General features: G+C 75.7%; 16 protein-coding genes. 9 read left to right on the top strand and 7 right to left on the bottom strand.

What is annotated here, in order from left to right:
• Nucleotides 1-54: 54 nt before the first annotated feature.
• The 3 genes from FLM69_RS06270 to FLM69_RS06260 all read left to right on the top strand — a co-directional run bounded on the left by FLM69_RS06270 (nucleotide 55) and on the right by FLM69_RS06260 (nucleotide 2,989).
• Nucleotides 55-1,446 carry an aldehyde dehydrogenase family protein gene (locus FLM69_RS06270; protein WP_002854945.1) on the top strand — a complete coding sequence of 464 codons (1,392 nt, stop codon included), beginning with the start codon at nucleotides 55-57 and terminating at the stop codon, nucleotides 1,444-1,446.
• A gap of 91 nt (nucleotides 1,447-1,537) precedes the next feature.
• On the top strand, nucleotides 1,538-2,608 hold the full coding sequence (locus tag FLM69_RS06265) for an NYN domain-containing protein (protein ID WP_061867020.1): 1,071 nt from the start codon (nucleotides 1,538-1,540) through the stop codon (nucleotides 2,606-2,608).
• 99 nt (nucleotides 2,609-2,707) lie between these two features.
• The gene (locus FLM69_RS06260; protein WP_061867021.1) at nucleotides 2,708-2,989 is read left to right on the top strand and encodes a hypothetical protein; all 282 of its coding nucleotides are present in this window, start codon (nucleotides 2,708-2,710) and stop codon (nucleotides 2,987-2,989) included.
• Between the two features lie 27 nt (nucleotides 2,990-3,016).
• Here FLM69_RS06260 and FLM69_RS06255 read toward each other — a convergent pair whose 3' ends face one another.
• From FLM69_RS06255 to hemE, 6 genes are read right to left on the bottom strand one after another with little or no spacing between them, the layout of a single operon-like run.
• Nucleotides 3,017-3,856: a uroporphyrinogen-III synthase gene (locus FLM69_RS06255; RefSeq protein WP_061867022.1), complete on the bottom strand. Its 840-nt coding sequence runs from the start codon at nucleotides 3,854-3,856 to the stop codon at nucleotides 3,017-3,019.
• A gap of 1 nt (nucleotide 3,857) precedes the next feature.
• On the bottom strand, nucleotides 3,858-4,991 hold the full coding sequence (hemC, locus tag FLM69_RS06250; protein ID WP_061867023.1) for a hydroxymethylbilane synthase: 1,134 nt from the start codon (nucleotides 4,989-4,991) through the stop codon (nucleotides 3,858-3,860).
• Between the two features lie 4 nt (nucleotides 4,992-4,995).
• Nucleotides 4,996-6,345, bottom strand: coding sequence for a ferrochelatase (locus FLM69_RS06245; RefSeq protein WP_061867024.1), 1,350 nt, complete (start codon nucleotides 6,343-6,345; stop codon nucleotides 4,996-4,998).
• Nucleotides 6,345-7,061: a hydrogen peroxide-dependent heme synthase gene (gene hemQ, locus FLM69_RS06240; protein ID WP_036314319.1), complete on the bottom strand. Its 717-nt coding sequence runs from the start codon at nucleotides 7,059-7,061 to the stop codon at nucleotides 6,345-6,347. The genes FLM69_RS06245 and hemQ overlap by 1 nt, the downstream gene beginning before the upstream one ends.
• A gap of 50 nt (nucleotides 7,062-7,111) precedes the next feature.
• A complete protein-coding gene (locus tag FLM69_RS06235; RefSeq protein WP_061867025.1) occupies nucleotides 7,112-8,620 on the bottom strand; it encodes an NAD(P)/FAD-dependent oxidoreductase in 1,509 nt (502 codons plus the stop codon).
• Entirely contained in the window at nucleotides 8,617-9,840 is a 1,224-nt protein-coding gene (hemE, locus tag FLM69_RS06230; protein ID WP_061867026.1) for a uroporphyrinogen decarboxylase, read from the bottom strand. Before hemE ends, FLM69_RS06235 begins: the two co-directional genes overlap by 4 nt.
• 136 nt (nucleotides 9,841-9,976) lie before the next feature.
• Between hemE and FLM69_RS06225 the strand changes: the two genes are divergently transcribed.
• The 5 genes from FLM69_RS06225 to FLM69_RS06205 all read left to right on the top strand — a co-directional run bounded on the left by FLM69_RS06225 (nucleotide 9,977) and on the right by FLM69_RS06205 (nucleotide 16,058).
• Entirely contained in the window at nucleotides 9,977-11,329 is a 1,353-nt protein-coding gene (locus FLM69_RS06225; RefSeq protein ID WP_061867027.1) for a glutamyl-tRNA reductase, read from the top strand.
• Nucleotides 11,330-11,354: 25 nt separating this feature from the next.
• The gene (locus tag FLM69_RS06220) at nucleotides 11,355-12,011 is read left to right on the top strand and encodes a TetR/AcrR family transcriptional regulator (RefSeq protein ID WP_061867028.1); all 657 of its coding nucleotides are present in this window, start codon (nucleotides 11,355-11,357) and stop codon (nucleotides 12,009-12,011) included.
• 120 nt (nucleotides 12,012-12,131) lie between these two features.
• Nucleotides 12,132-12,356 carry a DUF3107 domain-containing protein gene (locus tag FLM69_RS06215; protein WP_002854967.1) on the top strand — a complete coding sequence of 75 codons (225 nt, stop codon included), beginning with the start codon at nucleotides 12,132-12,134 and terminating at the stop codon, nucleotides 12,354-12,356.
• Nucleotides 12,357-12,423: 67 nt separating this feature from the next.
• Nucleotides 12,424-13,989 carry an RNB domain-containing ribonuclease gene (locus FLM69_RS06210; RefSeq protein WP_061867029.1) on the top strand — a complete coding sequence of 522 codons (1,566 nt, stop codon included), beginning with the start codon at nucleotides 12,424-12,426 and terminating at the stop codon, nucleotides 13,987-13,989.
• 251 nt (nucleotides 13,990-14,240) lie between these two features.
• The gene (locus FLM69_RS06205; RefSeq protein WP_141843500.1) at nucleotides 14,241-16,058 is read left to right on the top strand and encodes a DEAD/DEAH box helicase; all 1,818 of its coding nucleotides are present in this window, start codon (nucleotides 14,241-14,243) and stop codon (nucleotides 16,056-16,058) included.
• A 118-nt stretch (nucleotides 16,059-16,176) separates the two neighbouring features.
• On the opposite strand, the gene FLM69_RS06200 is transcribed toward FLM69_RS06205, so the two are convergent.
• Nucleotides 16,177-17,037: a PHP domain-containing protein gene (locus FLM69_RS06200; protein WP_036381123.1), complete on the bottom strand. Its 861-nt coding sequence runs from the start codon at nucleotides 17,035-17,037 to the stop codon at nucleotides 16,177-16,179.
• A gap of 63 nt (nucleotides 17,038-17,100) precedes the next feature.
• Between FLM69_RS06200 and FLM69_RS11435 the strand changes: the two genes are divergently transcribed.
• The coding region (locus FLM69_RS11435; RefSeq protein WP_220125175.1) for a hypothetical protein at nucleotides 17,101-17,330 on the top strand (230 nt) is incomplete at its 3' end.

The following is a 17,330-nucleotide window of genomic DNA, read 5'->3' as shown; positions in this document are numbered from 1 at the left end:
CCCACCCCGGCCCCGACCGGGGCCGGGCCACCCAGTATCGAAGGAGAACCACCCATGGCCGGTTTCCGCACCGAAGATCCCACCACCGGAGAGATCGTCCGCACCTGGGACGCGATGAGCGAGGAGCAGGTGGAGGACGCCCTCGCCGCCGCCCAGGACGCCTTCACCACCTGGCGGAGCACCGACCCCGTCCGGCGCGCCGAGGTCCTGCGGCGCACGGCGGACCTGCTCGCGCAGCACGCCGACGAGCTCGCCGACATCGCCGCCGAGGAGATGGGCAAGCCGCTCGCCCAGGGCGTCGGGGAGGCGCAGCTGTGCTCCCAGATCTTCCGCTACTACGCGGACAACGCCCAGCAGCTGCTGGCGGACGACGCCCTCCCCGCCCACGGCGCCAACTCGACGCGCGTGGAGAAGGAGCCGCTCGGCGTCCTCCTCGGCGTGATGCCGTGGAACTACCCCTACTACCAGCTGGCCCGGTTCATCGCCCCCAACCTGCTGCTGGGCAACACCCTGCTGCTCAAGCCCGCCTCCATCTGCGCGGCCTCCGCCCTGCGGCTCGAGGAGCTGCTCACCGAGGCCGGCCTCCCGGAGGGCGTCTACCAGACGCTGCTCGTGGGCTCGGACCGGATCGACGGCATCATCGCCGACCCGCGGGTCCAGGGCGTCTCCCTCACCGGCAGCGAGGGCGCGGGCGCCTCCGTGGCCGCCGCGGCCGGTCAGCACCTGAAGAAGGCCGTGCTGGAGCTGGGCGGCTCCGATCCGTTCATCGTCCTCGGCGGCGACCTCGACGCCGTGGCCGCGACGGCGGCAAAGGCGCGGCTGAGCAACGCCGGGCAGGCCTGCAACTCGCCCAAGCGGATGATCGTCCTCGACGAGCACTACGACGAGTTCGTGGAGAAGCTCACCGCCGCGTTCAAGGACGCGACCGTCGGCGACCCCCGCGAGGAGGGCACCCAGGTCGGCCCCATGTCCAGCACCTCCGCTCGGGAGGACCTGATGGAGCTGGTGGACGACGCCGTCTCCCACGGGGCGCAGGTGCGCACCGGCGGTCACGCCCGTGCCGGCGCCGGCGCCTTCATGGAGCCGACCGTGCTCACCGGGGTGACCCGCGAGATGCGCGCCTGGTCCGAGGAGCTCTTCGGCCCGGTCGCCGTCGTGCACCGGGCCGCGGACGTCGACGAGGCCGTCGCCCTGGCCAACGAGTCCGACTTCGGCCTCAGCGGCTCGGTGTGGTCCGACGACCTCGAGCTCGCCGAGGCCACGGCCCGCCGCCTCGACGTGGGCATGGCCTTCGTGAACGAGCACGGCACCACCCAGGCCGGGCTGCCCTTCGGCGGTGTCGGCCGCTCGGGCTTCGGCCGCGAGCTGGGCCCCTACGGCGTGGACGAGTTCGTGAACAAGCGCCTGGTCCGCGTCGCGGACCCCGTCACCAGCGCCTCCGCCTGACACCCGCCCTCGTCGGAGGGCCTTCGCCCCGGGGAGGGGCCGCGCACCGCCGCGGCCCCTCCCCGGGGCGTTCCCGACTAGTGTGGGTCCCATGCCCGAACCCACCCCCGCATCCCTGCGAATCGCCGTCCTGATGGACAGCGACAACGTCTCCCCCAAGTTCGCCCCCCTGATCCTCGAGGAGCTCGCCACCTACGGCACCCCCACGATCAAGCGCGCGTACGGCGACTGGACCACGACCAACCTCAACGGCTGGAAGAAGGCGCTGAACCACCACGCGATCCAGCCGGTCCAGCAGTTCGCCTACACCGTGGGCAAGAACTCCTCGGACTCCGCGCTCATCATCGACGCGATGGACCTGCTCTGGATGGGCAACGTGGACGCGTTCGCCCTCGTCTCCTCGGACTCCGACTTCACGCGCCTGGCCACCCGCCTGCGCGAGGGCGGCAAGCGCGTGATCGGCCTGGGCGCCCGCAAGACCCCCGCCTCGCTGCGCAACGCCGTGGACCAGTTCATCTACCTCGAGCTGCTCGGCACCGCCACGGACCACGACGTCGACGACGACGAGACCGGGGAGGACGCCCCCGCCAAGGAGGAGAACGCCAAGGCGTCCGAGGGCTCCGGCCGCTCGGGGTCCCGCCGCGGCGGTCGAGGCCGCGGTCGCGGGTCCAAGACCACCGACGCCGCCGACACCCCCGAGGCCACGGACGCGGACGTCGCGGACGCCGAGGCCCCCGGCGCCGACGAGGCGCCCGCCGGGGACGCCGCCGGCAAGGACGGGAAGGGCCCGCAGGCGAAGTCCGGGGCCGGTCGGCGGGGCCGCCGTGCGTCGCCGTCGGACGTCACCGAGGACCCGACCCCGCCCGAGGTGCCGGTCGAGGCCGAGCCCGAGCACGACGAGGCCGACGCCGCCCCGCGCATCGACCTGCAGGCCGCGCTCACCAAGGCCGTCAACGCCACGAGCACCGACGACGGCTGGGCCACGCTGTCCCTGATCGGCCAGCACCTGAGCCGCACCCACGTGGACTTCGACCCGCGCGACTTCGGGCACTCCAAGCTCTCCACCCTCGTGGAGGACCAGCCGTACCTGCGCACCCGCACCGAGGGCCGGACCATGGAGGTCTCGCTGGTCCGCCGCCGCAGCCGCCGCGCCGAGGGCTGAGCGGCACGGCCCGTCGTCCCCCGCGGCCGGCGGGCCGGTCCACCAGCCGTTCACCCGCCGGCCACCCGGCCACCACGCCCGCCCGGTAGGCTCCCCGCCATGGGGAACACTCTGGGCTTCCTGCGCGGCGTCGACCGCCTGCACGCCTTCTACACGGAGAACGTGCGCATGCTCGCGCACGCGTACGACCTGACGGACGAGGAGGCCTCGGAGCTGCTCGCCAACACGGGCTTCACCAACGTCTCGGTCGCCATCCTGCGCGATCCGCGGGTGGACATCATGGCCGCCGCCACCGGCGTGCCGGAGGACGAGACGCACGACGCCGGCCCGGCGTCGACGGAGGACGACGCGACCGACCGGGACGGCGGCCGCCCCGACTGAGCCTCGCCTCGAGTGCGGACGGGCGGCTCAGGCCGCAGCGCGCAGCACGGCCAGCACTCCGGCCGCGTCCGGCGTGGGGGCCGTCCCGAGCAGGGGCAGACCCCGCCGCGCGCACGTGTCACGGGTCGGCGCGCCGATCGCCACGAGCCGCACCCGCTCCCCCACCAGCGGCGTCAGGCCCGCGGCCACGAACTCCTCCGCCGCGGACGAGCTGGTGAGCACCACGGCGGTCCCCGCCGCGACCGCGGCCAACCGCGCGGGCGTCACGACGTCCCCCCGGCCCTCGTCTGCCGCCCCGTCGAGCAGCCGCCTGCCGACCTGCGCCGGATACGGCACCGTCCGGTAGGCGAGCCCGGTCCGCACGTCCCAGCCCGCCGCGCGCAGGCCGTCGGCGAGGCGGGACCGGGCCCGATCGGACTGGGGCAGCCACGCGCGGGCGCCGCGGGGATGCAGGGCGGCGAGTCCGGCGATCAGGCCATCGGCGGAGCGGTCCTCGGGCGGCAGCCACGGCGCCGCGTCGCAGCCCGCCTCGGTCAGCACCCGTGCCGTGCCCGGTCCGGTGACCGCGATCCGCGCGCCCGCCGGGACATGGCCGTCCCAGCTGACGGCCCTGAGTGCGCGCACGGTGTTGGGGCTCGTCAGCACGAGCCAGCGGGACCCGTCCGAGCGCACCGGCCCGGCCGCATCACCGTCGGCCCCCGCCCAGTCCGCGAGCAGCGCGCGCAGGGGGCCGTCGTCGTCGGGCAGCGCGAAGTCGGTCAGCGGCAGGAAGCCGACCCGCAGCCGCCGCCCCGCCACCTCGGCGCCGGCGAGACCGGCCTCGAGGTCGCCGGCCTGGGCCGGCTGGCGGGTGAGCAGGACGCGCATCTCAGGCCGGGTCGTCGGGCCGCGGGGCGCCGTCGCCCCGGTCCACCCCGCGCACCGTGCCGGGCAGCAGGTCGGCGCCCTCGGCCACGAACTGCTCGGCCACGTGCACGCCGAGTGCCTCCGCGGCCACGAACAGGGTGTCCTCGAGCCACTCGTCGGCGGCCGCCGGGTCGCCGGCCACGTCGGCCGGCACCGGGTCGAGCTGCACGGACGAGGTCCGGCGCAGCACGCGCGAGCCGTCGAGGGCGGCCACCATCGCGGTCATCTCGATGCGCGGCGCGCCGGCCTCGCCGTCGGTCACGCGGGCCACGGCCCCGATCGGCGCGGCGCAGCCGGCCTCGAGGCGGCGCAGCAGGGCCCGCTCGGCGGTGACCGCCACGTGGGTGTCCCGATCGTCGACCAGCTCGAGGGCGGCGTGCAGCCTCCCGACCGGCGCCTGGGGGTCCAGGAGCGCCCGACCGAGGAAGGACTCGTCCTCGGCCCGGATCTCCACGGCCAGGGCGCCCTGCCCGGGGGCGGGCACCATGACCTCCGGGTCGATCCGCTCGGTGATCACGTGGTCCAGGCCGAGCCGGTCGAGCCCGGCACAGGCCAGGATCACGGCGTCGAGGTCACCGCGGGGCGAACCCACGGCGGCCGGGGCGTGGTCGTCGTGCTGCTCCAGCCCGGGCACGCGGGCCAGGCGGGTCTGCACGTTGCCGCGGATGTCCACGAGCTCCAGATCCGGGCGCAGCGCCTTGAGCTGGGCCACGCGGCGCGGAGAGCCCGTGCCCACCCGGGCGCCCTCGGGCAGGGTCGCCAGGGTGAGGCCGTCGCGGGCGCACAGGGCGTCCCGCAGGTCGGCCCGGGCCGGCACCGCGGCGATCTCGAGGGTCTCCGGCTGGGCGGCCGGCAGGTCCTTGAGCGAGTGCACGGCCGCGTCCACGACGCCGTCGAGCACGGCGGCCCGCAGCGCCGAGGCGAACACGCCGGTGCCGCCCAGCGAGGCCAGCGAGCCGGTGGTGACGTCGCCCTCGGTGCGGATCACCACCAGCTCGTGGGCCAGGCCGGAGCGCTCCGTGAGCGCCTCCGCCACGTGGGTGGTCTGCGTGGTCGCCAGGGCGGAGCCCCGGGTGCCGATGCGCAGGGGGGTCACGGTCTCAGGCCTCCTCGGCGGGGGCCGCGGCGCCCGCCTCGTGCTCGGCCAGCCCGCGCACGGCGGCGTCGACCGCGGACGTCGTCGGCCGCGTCGAGCCGTCCCGCATCACCTTGGCGCAGCAGTCCGGCCGGCACACGTCGTACCAGGCCGGGAAGCAGCCGGCCGCGGCGCGGCCCTCGCGGCGGCCCAGCCGCTCCTCCACGATGTCCACGAGCCCGGCCACGAACCGCGGGTCGGTGCCCGGGGTGGGGCTGCGACGGAACCCCACGCCCAGCCCCTCGGCGGTCTCCTTGGCCTCGGTGTCGAGGTCCCAGACCACCTCCATGTGGTCCGAGACGAAGCCCAGCGGCACGACGACGAAGCCCGCCACGGCGCGCCCCTGCGCGTCCGTCTCGGCGCCCTCGCCCGCGAGGTGCTCCATCGCGTCGTTGATGTCCGGCTCGAGCCACGGCACCGAGGGCGGGCCGGAGCGCGACTGGTACACGAGCGACCACGGCACGTCCGCGGCCTCGGGCACGCCGGCGAGGATCTCGCGGGCCACGTCGAGGTGCTGCGCCGAGTACACGTCCGCACCCTCGTCGCCCGGCTCCGCCCCCGCCTGCGCGCGCAGGTCGGCGGCGAGGCCGCGCGGGCCGGCGGCGGCGGCGTCGGAGGTGGGGATCGAGTGGGTCGCGAAGAGCACGTGGATCCGCGCGTCGTCCCCCAGCTCCGCGCGCAGCGAGGCCAGGTCCGCGCGCAGGCCGTCCCGGAACGGCTCGATGAAGCCGGGGTGGTTGAAGTACTGGCGCGTCTTGTCCAGGTCCACCTTCCCGGTCAGGCCGGTCTGCTCCATGGCCATGCCCATGTCCTCGCGGTACTGGCGGCACGAGGAGTAGCAGGAGTACGCGGAGGTGGTGACCGTCAGGATGCGGCGGTGCCCGTCGGCGTGCATCCGCGCGAGGGTGTCCGGGAAGTAGGGCTCCCAGTTGCGGTTGCCCCAGTACACGGGCAGGTCCAGGCCGCGGGCGGCCAGCTCGGCCTCGATGGCCGCCTTCAGCGCGCGGTTCTGCGCGTTGATGGGGCTGACGCCGCCGTTGGCGCGGTAGTGGGTGGCGACCTCCTCGAGGCGCTCGTCCGGGATGCCGCGCCCGCGCGTGACGTTGCGCAGGAACGGGATCACGTCGTCCTGACCCTCGGGCCCGCCGAAGGAGGCGAGCAGCAGGGCGTCGTAGTCCTTGGGGGCCATCACGCCGCACACGTCGTAGTCGACGCCGGCGGCGGCCTTCTCGGGCGTCCGGAGGGCCGGGGCGACGCCGGCGTCCGGGCCGGTGTGGACGGGCGCGTCGGCGCGGGGCTCGGGGGCGGCGGTCATCAGGCCAGCACCTCCGCGATCTCGGCGGTCTCCAGACGGCGTCCGGTGTAGAACGGCACCTCGCTGCGCACGTGCAGGCGGGTCTCGTTGTTGCGCAGGTGGCGCATCATGTCCACCAGGTCCGTCAGCTCGTCCGCCTCGAGGCCCAGCAGCCACTCCCAGTCGTTCAGGCCGAACGCGCTGGTGGTGTTCGCCCATACCTGCGGGAAGTCCTGGCCGAGCTGGCCGTGCTCGCGGAGCATGCGGGCCCGCTCCTTCGGGTCCAGCAGGTACCAGTCGTACGAGCGCACGAACGGGTAGAAGCACAGCCACTTCAGGGCCTTGCGGCCCATGGCGAAGGCGGGGACGTGGTCCTTGTTGAACTCGGCCATGCGATCGGCGCCCATGGCCGAGAGCACCATCGTGGTGCCCTCGAGCAGACGGGTGCGGCGCAGTTCGCGGATGGCGGCCTGCAGGTCCTCGGGCACCTGGCCGTACATCCACACCATGACGTCGCCGGCCTCGCGCATGCCCGAGACGTCGTAGACGCCGCGCACGGTCACGCCGGTCTGGGCCACCCGCGCGACGGCCTCGTCGAACTCCTTGGCGGCCTTCTTCGCGTCGCGGCCCTCCAGTCCCAGCCAGCCTGGCTCGCCCTGTGGGCGGGCGAACACGGTGTAGGTGGTGAACCAGTCCTTGCCGGCCTCGGCAGGGGTGGTGGTGCTGTCCTTGGTCATGGTCCTCTTCCTTGAGATCCGATTGCGTCAGGGGTGGTCTGGGGGCGAGGTCAACCCGCGGGCGGCGCGTCGGCGCCGAGGGTGCGGTCCACGCCGGCGACGACGGCGGCCAGCCCGGTGCCGTGCACCCAGCTGCCCACGAGCTCGAGGCCGGGCACGTCCCGTGCCCAGTCGATCAGCGTGTCCGCCTTCGCGCGGTCGGGGCCGGCCTGCGGCGGGATGGAGCGGCGCCAGCGGGTGACGGTGCGGGCGACGACGTCCTCCTCCGCCAGCGGCACCCCGGTGAGAGTCGCCGTGTCCACGAGCGCCTGCGCGAGCAGCTCCTCGTCCGCGCTGCGGTGGCCCAGCGCCTCGGGCCCGCCGCCCTGGCGGCCGTAGGACAGGCGCAGCACGTGGCGATGGGGATGACGGGCGACGCCGCCCTCCTGTGGCCGCGCGACGACCTCGCGCAGCCACGCCCACTTGGCGGTGGCGTGGGTCAGGGCCTTGGCGGCCACGTCCGTCCCGGCGCCGACCAGCACTCCGGTGCCGCGTGGCGCGTCGTCCAGGCCCGCGGCCTCGACGACGAGCGTGGCCAGCGCGATGCCCTCGCCGAGGGCGGGGCCGGCGCCGGGGTCCAGGGCCTCGGCCGAGAGCGGGGCCAGCAGGTCCCAGGCGGTGACGCCGTCCACGGCCAGCACGACGCGGTCCACGTCGAGCCCGCGGACGACCTCGTCGTCCCGGTCCGAGATCTGGGCCCACCAGCCGCCGGTGGCGGGCACGCGGGACAGGGCGGCCACCCGGACACCGCGCAGGACGGTGGCCCCGTCCTCGCGCAGCGCCTCGACGAGCCGGCCGGTGAGGCGGACCATGCCGCCGTCCAGACCGGCCACGAGCGAGCCGGGGGTCCCGGTGGACCGCAGCGCGGCGACGCCCGCGGCCAGCCCGCCGTGCTCCACGGCGGCGGCGAGCAGGCCGGGGGCCACGCGCTCCAGCTCGACGACCGCGGGGTCGGCCGAGTGGACTCCGGCGACGACGGGGGCCACGAGGCGGTCGAGCACCTCGTCGCCGAGGCGGTCGGCCACGACCTGCGCGACGGTCACCGGTTCGCCGGCCGCGAGCGCGGCGGCCCAGCGATCCATGGGGGCCTCGGCGTCCTGCCGGGCGCGCTCCAGGCCGGCCGGCGTGAGGGCGGCGGCGAGGTCCTCGGCGTCGAGGTCGCCCGGGATGCCGACGATGCCGAGACGCGGGGCGCGCACGGGGCCGGCGGGACCGTGCAGCCACGAGCCGAGGGGCTCGGGCGCGACGATCTTCTCGCCCAGCCCGAGCTCCTCCACGAGCGCGCGCACGGCGGCGCCGCGGACGGCGAACGACTCGGCGCCGCCGTCGAGTTCGAGGGTCTGGGTCTCGGGGGCCCCGGTCTCGCCGTGCGAGGGGACGTCGAGGAAGCGCGGGGAGACCGCGCCCCCGAGCACGGAGGTGGCCTCGGCGAGGGTCACGTCCCAGCCCGCCGTGGACAGTCGGTGGGCCGCGACGAGGCCGGCGATGCCGCCGCCGACCACGAGCGCCGTGCCGCTCATGCGCGCTCCTCCCGCTCGGCGGTCTCGACCCCCGGTGCCGGGTCCTGGCCCTCCCGCTCCGGCACGGGCAGGGAGTGGATTAGCTCGACCACGCGGGTCAGCACGGCCGCGTCCGTCTCCGGCGGCACGCCGTGGGCGAGGTTGACGACGTGGCCGGGCGCGACGGCGCCGGAGGCGACGACGTCGCGCACGTGGGCCTCGAGGACCTCCCACGGGGCGGCGAGCAGGGCCGGGTCGATGTTGCCCTGCAGGGGCACGGCGCCGCGTCCGTCGGGGCCGGGGTTCGCGCTGAGCCGGCGGTGCGCCTCGGCGAGCGTGAGGCGGTGGTCCACGCCGACGGCGGTCGCGCCCGCGTCACGCATGTGGTGCAGGAACTCTCCGGTGCCCGTGCCGAAGTGCAGGAGCGGGGCGCCGTCGGGGACGCCGGGCCCGGCGAGGTCGGCGACATGGGCGAGGGCCGCCGTCGAATGCGGCTGCACGTGCTCGAGGTAGTCGTCCGCCGAGAGCGAACCGGCCCACGAGTCGAACAGCTGCGCGGCGGAGGCGCCGGACTCGAGCTGGGCGCGCAGGAACTGGCCGGACACGGTGGCCGCCCAGCCGGCCAGGGCGGCCCAGGTCTCGGGGTCGGCGTGCATCATGCGTCGCGGGCCGAAGTGGTCGCGGGAGGGACGGCCCTCCACCATGTACGCCGCCAGCGTGAAGGGGGCGCCGGCGAAGCCGATCAGGGGGCGCGGGCCCAGCTCGGCGACGGTGGCCGCGACGGCCTCGCGGATCACGTCCAGGGCGGCGTCCTCGAGGACGGGCAGCGCGGCGACGTCGTCGGCGGTGCGGACGGCCTGGCCGAGCACGGGGCCCACGCCGGGCTGGATCTCCACGTCCACGCCCGCCAGGCGCAGGGGGACCACGATGTCCGAGAAGAAGATCGCCGCGTCGACGTCGTGGCGGCGCACCGGCTGCATCGTGATCTCCCGGACCAGGTCCGGCATGAGGCAGGAGTCGAGCATCCCGATCCCCTCGCGCACCCGGCGGTACTCGGGCAGCGAACGGCCGGCCTGCCGCATGAACCACACGGGGTGGCGGTCGGGGCGCTGGCCGCGCAGCGCGCGAAGGAGCGGGCTGGCCGCGGTCGAGCGTGACGGATCCTCGGTGCGCAGCGGGTGCGCGGCGGGCAGTGCCGGGACGGCCGCGGGGGTCTCGGGGGTCTGGGACAGGGCGGACATGCCCCCAGTGTCCCACCGGTCGTGTCGCGGTGGCACATCCGCGTCCTCCGTGAGCGCCGTCACACTCGTCGACGGCGCCCGGGTCAGGTCCGCCTTCCCGGACGGGCGGGGCGGTCGGGGCTAGACTTGGCCCGCTGTGACTGTCTTCTCTCTCGTCGCCTCCCACCATGACCTGGACCTGGACACGGTCGCCCGCCTCAGCGCCGGCGCGACCGGGGTCGGGCCCGCCCTGCCCGGCAGCGGTGCGGCGGGCGCCGTCGTCCTGGCCACGTGCAACCGCGTGGAGATCTACGCCGAGGCCGACGGGGTCGGCGTCGAGGCCGCCCGCGCGGGGCTGCTGTCCGCCGTCGCCGCCTCCACCTCCCTGCCGGACGAGGACGTGCACGCCGCGTTCCGCACGCTCGACGCCGACGCCACGGCCCGTCACCTCTTCGAGGTCGGCGCCGGACTGGACTCCGCCGTGGTGGGCGAGCGCGAGATCGCCGGTCAGGTCCGGCGCGCCCTGACGGCGGCCCAGGAGGCCGGCACCGCCTCGGGCCCGCTCGTCCGCCTCTTCGAGTCCGCCACGCGCACGGCCAAGGACGTCGGCTCCCGCACGGCGCTCGGCGCGGCCGGCCGCTCGGTCGTCTCCGTCGCCCTGGACCTCGCGGAGGAGCTGCGCGGTCTCACCGACGCCGCGGCCCAGCGCGACTTCTGGGCCGGGGCCACCATCCTGCTGATCGGCACGGGCGCCTACGCCGGCACCACGCTCGCGCAGCTGGCGGACCGGGGCGCGACCACCGTCGGCGTGCACTCGGCCTCGGGCCGCGCGGAGCAGTTCGTCGCGGACCGCGGCGGCTGGGCCCTCGCGCTCGGCGGCGAGGCCGTGGCCGGCGCCGTCGCCGAGGCGGACGTGATCATCGGCTCCTCCGGGGGCGAACGCCAGATCAGCCCCGAGCGCCTGCAGGAGCTGCGCGAGGGCGGGCGGCGCCCGCTCACGGTGGTCGACCTGGCCCTCTCGCGGGACTTCGACCCGGCGGTCGCGGACCTGCCGGACGTCGACCTCGTCACCCTCGAGTCGGTGCGGCTGGCCGCACCCGAACAGGCCGAGGTCGCCGTCGCCGAGGCCCGCGCGCTCGTGGACGACGCCGTCGAGGAGTACCGCGCCGCGCAGCGCGGCCGCAGCGCCGACGCGGCGATCAAGGCCCTGCGCCGCCACACCCTCGGCGTGCTCGACCGGGAGCTCGAGCGCGTGCGCGCCCGCCACGGCTGCACGGCGGCCGCCGAGGAGGTGGAGTTCGCCCTGCGCCGCATGGTGAACCAGCTCCTGCACGAGCCCAGCGTGCGCGCCAAGCGACTCGCCGCCGAGGGCCGGCTCGACCGCTATGAGGACGCCCTCGAGGCGGTCTTCGGGATCGAGGCCCCCGGCCGCCCCGCCCCCGCCGTGGGCACGGTCGAGGCGGCCTGCCCCGCGCACGAGGACGAGGGCGGCGCCGCGCGCATCGCGTGAGCCCGCCCCGCGCCAGGAGGACCCCGTGACCGCCCACCCCGCCGCCACCGCGCCCGACGAGCCCGGGCGAGGCCGTCGTCTGCCCCGGCACGAGCGTCGCCGCCAGCTGCTGGACTGCGCCCGCGCGGTCTTCGCCGCCGAGCGGTACGCAGGGGCCTCCATGGAGCAGATCGCCGAGTGGGCCGAGGTCTCCAAGCCGGTCCTCTACCAGCACTTCCCCAGCAAGCACGAGCTCTTCCTCGAGCTGCTGGACGCCGAGGTCGCGAACCTGCGCGCGCTTCTCGAGGCGGCGATGGACACCCGCCGGGACAACCGCGAACGGGTGCGGGCCACCGTCGCCGCCGTGTTCGAGTACATGGCCTCCCCCGAGCGGACCCACCGCCTCATCTTCGACTCCGGCATCGACGCGGACCCGGAGGTGCGCACGCGCAGCGAGGCCGTCCACCGGCTGCTCTCCTCCGAGGTCGCGCGCACCATCCGCGCGGACACCACCGTGGCCGAGGCCGAGGCCGAGGTGCTCTCCCGCGGACTCGTCGGCTATCTCCTGGGCGCCGCACGCCACTGGGCGGACCGGCTCGACGCCGATGCCCGCCCCGCCGCCGCCGAGATGGCCCGCACGGTGGACGCGCTCGTCTGGCGCGGCCTCGCCTCGCTGCCCTCCGCGGACGACGCGCCGCGCTGACCCGGCCGTCCGGCCCGTTTCGCCCGCGGGTGAACCTCGGGGGCGCCCGTCCACCCCGCCGAGCGGTCCCGTAGGCTGACGGCGGACCGCACAGGACGCGACGAAGAGAAGAGGTTCCCCATGGAGATCCGCATCGGTGTGCAGCACGTCGGCCGCGAGGTCGTCATCGACAGCGAGCAGTCGGCGGACGAGGTCCGCTCCCTCGTGGACGCCGCCGTCGCCGACGGCACCCCGCTGGTCCTGGCGGACGCCAAGGGCCGCCAGGTGGTCGTCCCCGGCGACCGCATCGGCTTCGTGGAGATCGGCGCGAAGAAGTCGGGCCCGCTCGGGTTCGCCGCCTCCTGACCCGCCCGCACGCCCCGGTGATCCGCCGGGGCGTGCGTCGTCTCGGCCCCTGCCCAGGAGCATCGCCATGTCGCCTCACGCCCTCGGCCTCCGCGGCCCCGCCGACCCGGCCCTGCTCGAGCGTCTCGCCGCCCTGTGGACGGAGCTCGAGTTGCCGCCGGCCTTCCCCGCCCCCGTCCTGGCCGAGGCGGAGGCGGCCGCGCGTGAGGTGCACGCGGGCCTGACCGGGAGCCCGGACCACGCGGACCGCACGGCCCTGCCGTTTGTCACCGTGGATCCCGCCGGCTCCACGGACCTGGACCAGGCCCTGCTCCTGACCCCCGCCGACGACGACGGCATCCTCGTCCGCTACGCGATCGCGGACGTGCCCGCCTTCGTGGCCCCGGGCGGCGCCGTGGACGCCGAGGCCCGCCGCCGCGGCCAGACCGTCTACCTGCCCGACGGCCGGGTCCCCCTGCACCCGGAGGTGCTGAGCGAGGACGCCGCCTCCCTGCTGCCCGACCGCGAGCGCCCGGCGTTCGTCTGGACGTTCCTGCTGGACGCCGCGGGCGTCGTCGTCGAGACCGGCCTCGAACGCGCCCGCGTCCGCTCCCGGGCGCAGCTGACCTACGGGCAGGTGCAGGCCTTCCTCGACGCACAGCCGGGGGCGCAGGCGCCGACGACGCCGCGTCCCGGGGTCACCGACGCGGACCGGGCCGCCGCCGAGGGGTGGCCGGCCGAGGTGCGCGACTCGCTGGCGCTGCTGCCGGAGGTGGGCCGACGGCGGGCCGCGCAGGAGGCCGCCCGCGGCGGTGCCTCCCTGAACCTGCCGGACCAGGAGGTCCGTGTCACCGAGGACGGGGCGCACGAGCTCGTGCACCGGGCGCCGCTGCCGGCGGAGGAGCACAACGCCCAGCTCTCCCTGCTGACCGGCATGGCCGCGGCCGAGCTGATGCTGGCCGCCGGGGTCGGGATCCTGCGCACGATGCCGGCGCCGGACGCCGACGCCGTCGCCGCCTTCCGAGAGCGCACGCGCGCCCTGGGCGCCCCGTGGGACGAGGGCCAGGACTACGGCGCCTACCTGCGTTCCCTCGACCCCGCCGACGCGCGGCACCTGGCGGTGCTGCACGCGGCCACCGGGCTGTTCCGCGGCGCCGGGTACACGGCCTTCGACGCGCAGACCGAGGACCCGGGCCTGCGCACGCCGCCGGACGAACCGGCCCAGGCCGCGCTCGCCGCCCCCTACGCCCACGCCACCGCTCCGCTGCGCCGGCTCGTGGACCGCTTCGTCCTGGCCCTGTGCCACGCCCACGCCGTCGGCGCCCCCGCCCCCGCGTGGGTCCGCAGCGCCCTGCCCGAGCTGCCCGCCCTCATGGCGGACTCGTCGCGCCGGGCTTCGGCCGCGAGCCGGACGGCGGCGGACCTCGTGGAGGCGGCGGCGCTCGAGTCCCGCGTCGGCGCGGAGCTCGAGGGGATCGCGGTGCGCGAGGCGAAGGACGGCACGGAGGTGTGGCTGCTCGACCCGGCCGTGAGCCTGCGGGTGCCGGGCGGCGTCCCGGCGGGCACCCGGGTGCGCGTGCGGATCGAGGGCGTGGACCGTGCCTCGGGTGCGATCATGGCCGCGGGGGTAGACTGGCCGCACAGCTCACGCTGACCCAGGATGACCGGTCGCTCTCTGATCACCCTGACCCGCCGCCCGCGCCCCTGACGCCCGGGACGGCACCATGACCTGCCGGATCCGGCACGGCCCGCCGCGTACGGCGCGCCCGGCCCGGTTCCACGGGGCGCCGCCCGTCGGCCGCTCCGCGTGCTTGCCTCGCGATCGGCTTCCGCTTGAACCGCGCGCACGGCGGAGCCGGGCCTTCCGCCCGCCGTGACGACGCCTGACCAGGAACGCGAGTCGCCATGACCCAGAACTCCGAGCACACCCCCGCCTCCGCCGATCTCGACCCGACGGTCGCCGCGATCGCGGAGGACATCGTCACCGAGGACGCCGCCCCCGTGGCCCCCGAGCAGACCTTCGCCGACTTCGGGGTGCACCCCGCGATCGTCGAGGCCTTGGAGGCCAAGGGCATCGTCCACCCCTTCCCCATCCAGGCCATGACCCTGCCGGTCGCCCTCGGCGGCCACGACATCATCGGCCAGGCCAAGACCGGCACCGGCAAGACCCTCGGCTTCGGCATCCCCGCGCTGCAGCGCGCCATCGGCCCGGGCGAGCCCGGCTGGGACGGCCTCGAGGCCAAGGGCACCGCGGGCGCCCCGCAGGCCCTGATCGTCGCCCCGACGCGCGAGCTCGCCGTCCAGGTGGCCGGCGACCTCACGGCCGCCGCGGCCCGGCGCCCCCTGCGCATCGCCACCATCTACGGCGGCCGCGCCTACGAGCCGCAGATCGAGGAGCTGCAGCGCGGCGTCGAGATCGTCGTCGGCACCCCCGGCCGCCTCATCGACCTGATGCGCCAGCGCCACCTGCGCCTGGACCTGGTGAACACCGTGGTGCTGGACGAGGCGGACGAGATGCTGGACCTCGGCTTCCTCCCGGACGTCGAGACCCTGCTCGCCGCCGTCCCGGCCGTGCGCCAGACCATGCTGTTCTCGGCCACCATGCCGGGCCCCGTGGTGGCGATGGCGCGCCGCTACATGACGCAGCCGACCCACATCCGCGCAGCGGACCCGGAGGACGAGGGCCTGACGAAGAAGGACATCCGTCAGCTCGTCTACCGCGCCCACCACATGGACAAGGACGAGCTCGTGGCCCGCGCCCTGCAGGCCGAGGGCCGCGGCCGGACCATCATCTTCACGCGCACCAAGCGCACGGCCGCCCGCGTGGCGGACGAGCTGACGGCGCGCGGCTTCGCGGCCGGCGCGCTGCACGGCGACCTCGGCCAGGGCGCCCGCGAGCAGGCGCTGCGCGCCTTCCGCAACGGCAAGGTGGACATCCTCGTGGCCACCGACGTCGCGGCGCGCGGCATCGACGTCGACGACGTCACCCACGTGTTCAACTTCCAGGCGCCGGAGGACGAGAAGACCTACGTGCACCGTGTGGGCCGCACGGGCCGCGCCGGCAACAAGGGCGTGGCGGTGACCCTCGTGGACTGGGAGGACATGCCGCGCTGGTCCCTGATCGACAAGGCGCTCGGCCTCGGCCAGCCCGAGCCGGTGGAGACCTACTCCTCCTCCCCGCACCTGTTCTCCGACCTCGACATCCCGAAGGGCACGAAGGGCCGCCTGCCCCAGGCCAAGCGCGTGCTCGAGGGCCTCGAGGGCGAGACGCTCGAGGACCTGGGCGGACCCGAGGCGAAGCAGCGCGACGGCGGCCGCGGACGGGGTCGCGAGGGCGGCCGGTCCCGCGACGGCGAGCGCGGCGGCCGGGGCCAGGGCGGCCGCTCCGGCGAGGGCCGAGACGCGGCGCGGGGCGGAGGCCGTGGCGAACGGACCGAGCGTTCTCCTCGCGGTCGTGACGAGGCGCGCGCCGAGGGCCGCGGGCGTGGTGAGGCACCCGCCGAGCAGCGCGCCGAGGGCCGGGGCCGTGGTCGCGGCGAGGGCCGCGAGCGCACCGCCTCGCGCTCCGAGACCCCCGCGGCCCGGACGTCGGAGCCGGTGGCCGGCGTCGAGCTCACGGAGGCCCGCCGGGCCGAGCGCGCCGAGGCCCGGGCCGAGGCCCGTCGTCGCCGGGGCGGCCGCTCCCGCACGCGGCGCCGCAACGGCGAGGTCGTGGACGGCTGACCCTCCCTTCCGGGCCCCCGGGAGTCTTCTGCACGAATGACCCTTCCGACCGCCGTGCAGGCGGCCGGAAGGGTCATTCGCGCAACGGATCCTCCGCCGTCGCCCGGGCCGTCCGGGCTCAGCCGCGGATGATCGACGTGCCGGTGCCCTGCCGCTCGATCTCGGCGAGCACCTCCGCGCCCGTGGTGTGCTCGCCGATCGGATTGGGCTTGCCGGTGCCGTGGTAGTCGGACGAGCCGGTGACGAACAGCCCGTGCCGGTCCGCGAACGCGCGCAGCCAGGTGCGCTCCTCCGCCGGGTTGTCCCGGTGCTCGACCTCGACCCCCGCCAGTCCGGCCTCGGCCATCTGCTCGAACACCTCGTCGCCCACCACGCGGCCCCGCATGCGCGCCCGGGGATGCGCGAACACCGGTACCCCGCCGGCGGCCCGGATGAGCGCGACCGCCTCGGCCGGGTCCGGGGCGAAGTGCGGCACGTAGTACTTGGACCGGCCGGCGAGGATCTCCCGGAACGCCGCGGACCGGTCCGGGACGGCCCCGATCGTCACGAGGGCGTCGGCCAGGTGGGGCCGGCCGATCGTCGCGTTCTCCGCCGCGTGCTCCTGGACCAGCTCCCACGTGATCGGGAAGTCCGCGCCCAGGCGCCGCACCATCTCCTGCGCCCGGATCAGCCGCGCGTCGCGGGCCAGGCCGACCTCCCGCAGCAGGGCGGGGTCCTCGGGGTCGTGCAGGTAGCTGAGCACGTGCACGCTCACGCCGTCGGCGGAGGTGCAGGACATCTCCATGCCGGGCACGAGCGTCAGCCCGGTCTCCCGCGCGGCGTGGGCGGCCTCGGCCCAGCCGGCGGTCGTGTCGTGGTCGGTGAGCGCGAGGCCGTCCAGCCCGGCCCGCGCCGCCGCACGCACCACGTCGGCCGGCGGCTCGGTGCCGTCGGACTCGGTCGAGTGCGTGTGCAGGTCGTAGCGGGCCATGGCGGCCATGGTACCGAGACCCGCGCGCGGCGGCCCGACCCGCCCGCGCCCACCGGTGCCATGATGGGGGGCATGACCGATGCCGCACAGTCTCTTAAACACATCTCCGAGCCCACGAGACCGAGCTACCACCCGTATGCCGGCTTTTGCTTGAAAAAAAAAAAAAAAAAAAAAAAAACACACAGAACAGCTGAAGGCGCAGCAAAAAGAAGTCGACGAAGGTATCTTATACACCTCTACGTGCCCAGGAAAAGGAGCCACATCTCGGATTCCGACATATACTTACAAACACAAGAAACAGA

Origin of the sequence: Micrococcus sp. R8502A1 (assembly GCF_006704135.1) — a bacterium.
GTDB lineage: Bacteria > Actinomycetota > Actinomycetes > Actinomycetales > Micrococcaceae > Micrococcus > Micrococcus luteus.
The sequence above is the reverse complement of the archived record's forward strand: the minus strand, read 5'-3'. Positions and strand labels throughout refer to the sequence as shown.

Coding starts and splice junctions, on each gene's coding strand:
- FLM69_RS06200 (WP_036381123.1), bottom strand. CDS start 17,037: ATGGCCGCCATGGCCCGCTACGACCTGCACACGCACTCGACCGAGTCC.
- FLM69_RS06235 (WP_061867025.1), bottom strand. CDS start 8,620: ATGAGCGGCACGGCGCTCGTGGTCGGCGGCGGCATCGCCGGCCTCGTC.
- FLM69_RS06270 (WP_002854945.1), top strand. CDS start 55: ATGGCCGGTTTCCGCACCGAAGATCCCACCACCGGAGAGATCGTCCGC.
- FLM69_RS06205 (WP_141843500.1), top strand. CDS start 14,241: ATGACCCAGAACTCCGAGCACACCCCCGCCTCCGCCGATCTCGACCCG.
- hemQ (WP_036314319.1), bottom strand. CDS start 7,061: ATGACCAAGGACAGCACCACCACCCCTGCCGAGGCCGGCAAGGACTGG.
- FLM69_RS06255 (WP_061867022.1), bottom strand. CDS start 3,856: ATGCGCGTCCTGCTCACCCGCCAGCCGGCCCAGGCCGGCGACCTCGAG.
- FLM69_RS06260 (WP_061867021.1), top strand. CDS start 2,708: ATGGGGAACACTCTGGGCTTCCTGCGCGGCGTCGACCGCCTGCACGCC.
- FLM69_RS06210 (WP_061867029.1), top strand. CDS start 12,424: ATGTCGCCTCACGCCCTCGGCCTCCGCGGCCCCGCCGACCCGGCCCTG.
- hemE (WP_061867026.1), bottom strand. CDS start 9,840: ATGTCCGCCCTGTCCCAGACCCCCGAGACCCCCGCGGCCGTCCCGGCA.
- FLM69_RS06265 (WP_061867020.1), top strand. CDS start 1,538: ATGCCCGAACCCACCCCCGCATCCCTGCGAATCGCCGTCCTGATGGAC.
- FLM69_RS06245 (WP_061867024.1), bottom strand. CDS start 6,345: ATGACCGCCGCCCCCGAGCCCCGCGCCGACGCGCCCGTCCACACCGGC.
- FLM69_RS06215 (WP_002854967.1), top strand. CDS start 12,132: ATGGAGATCCGCATCGGTGTGCAGCACGTCGGCCGCGAGGTCGTCATC.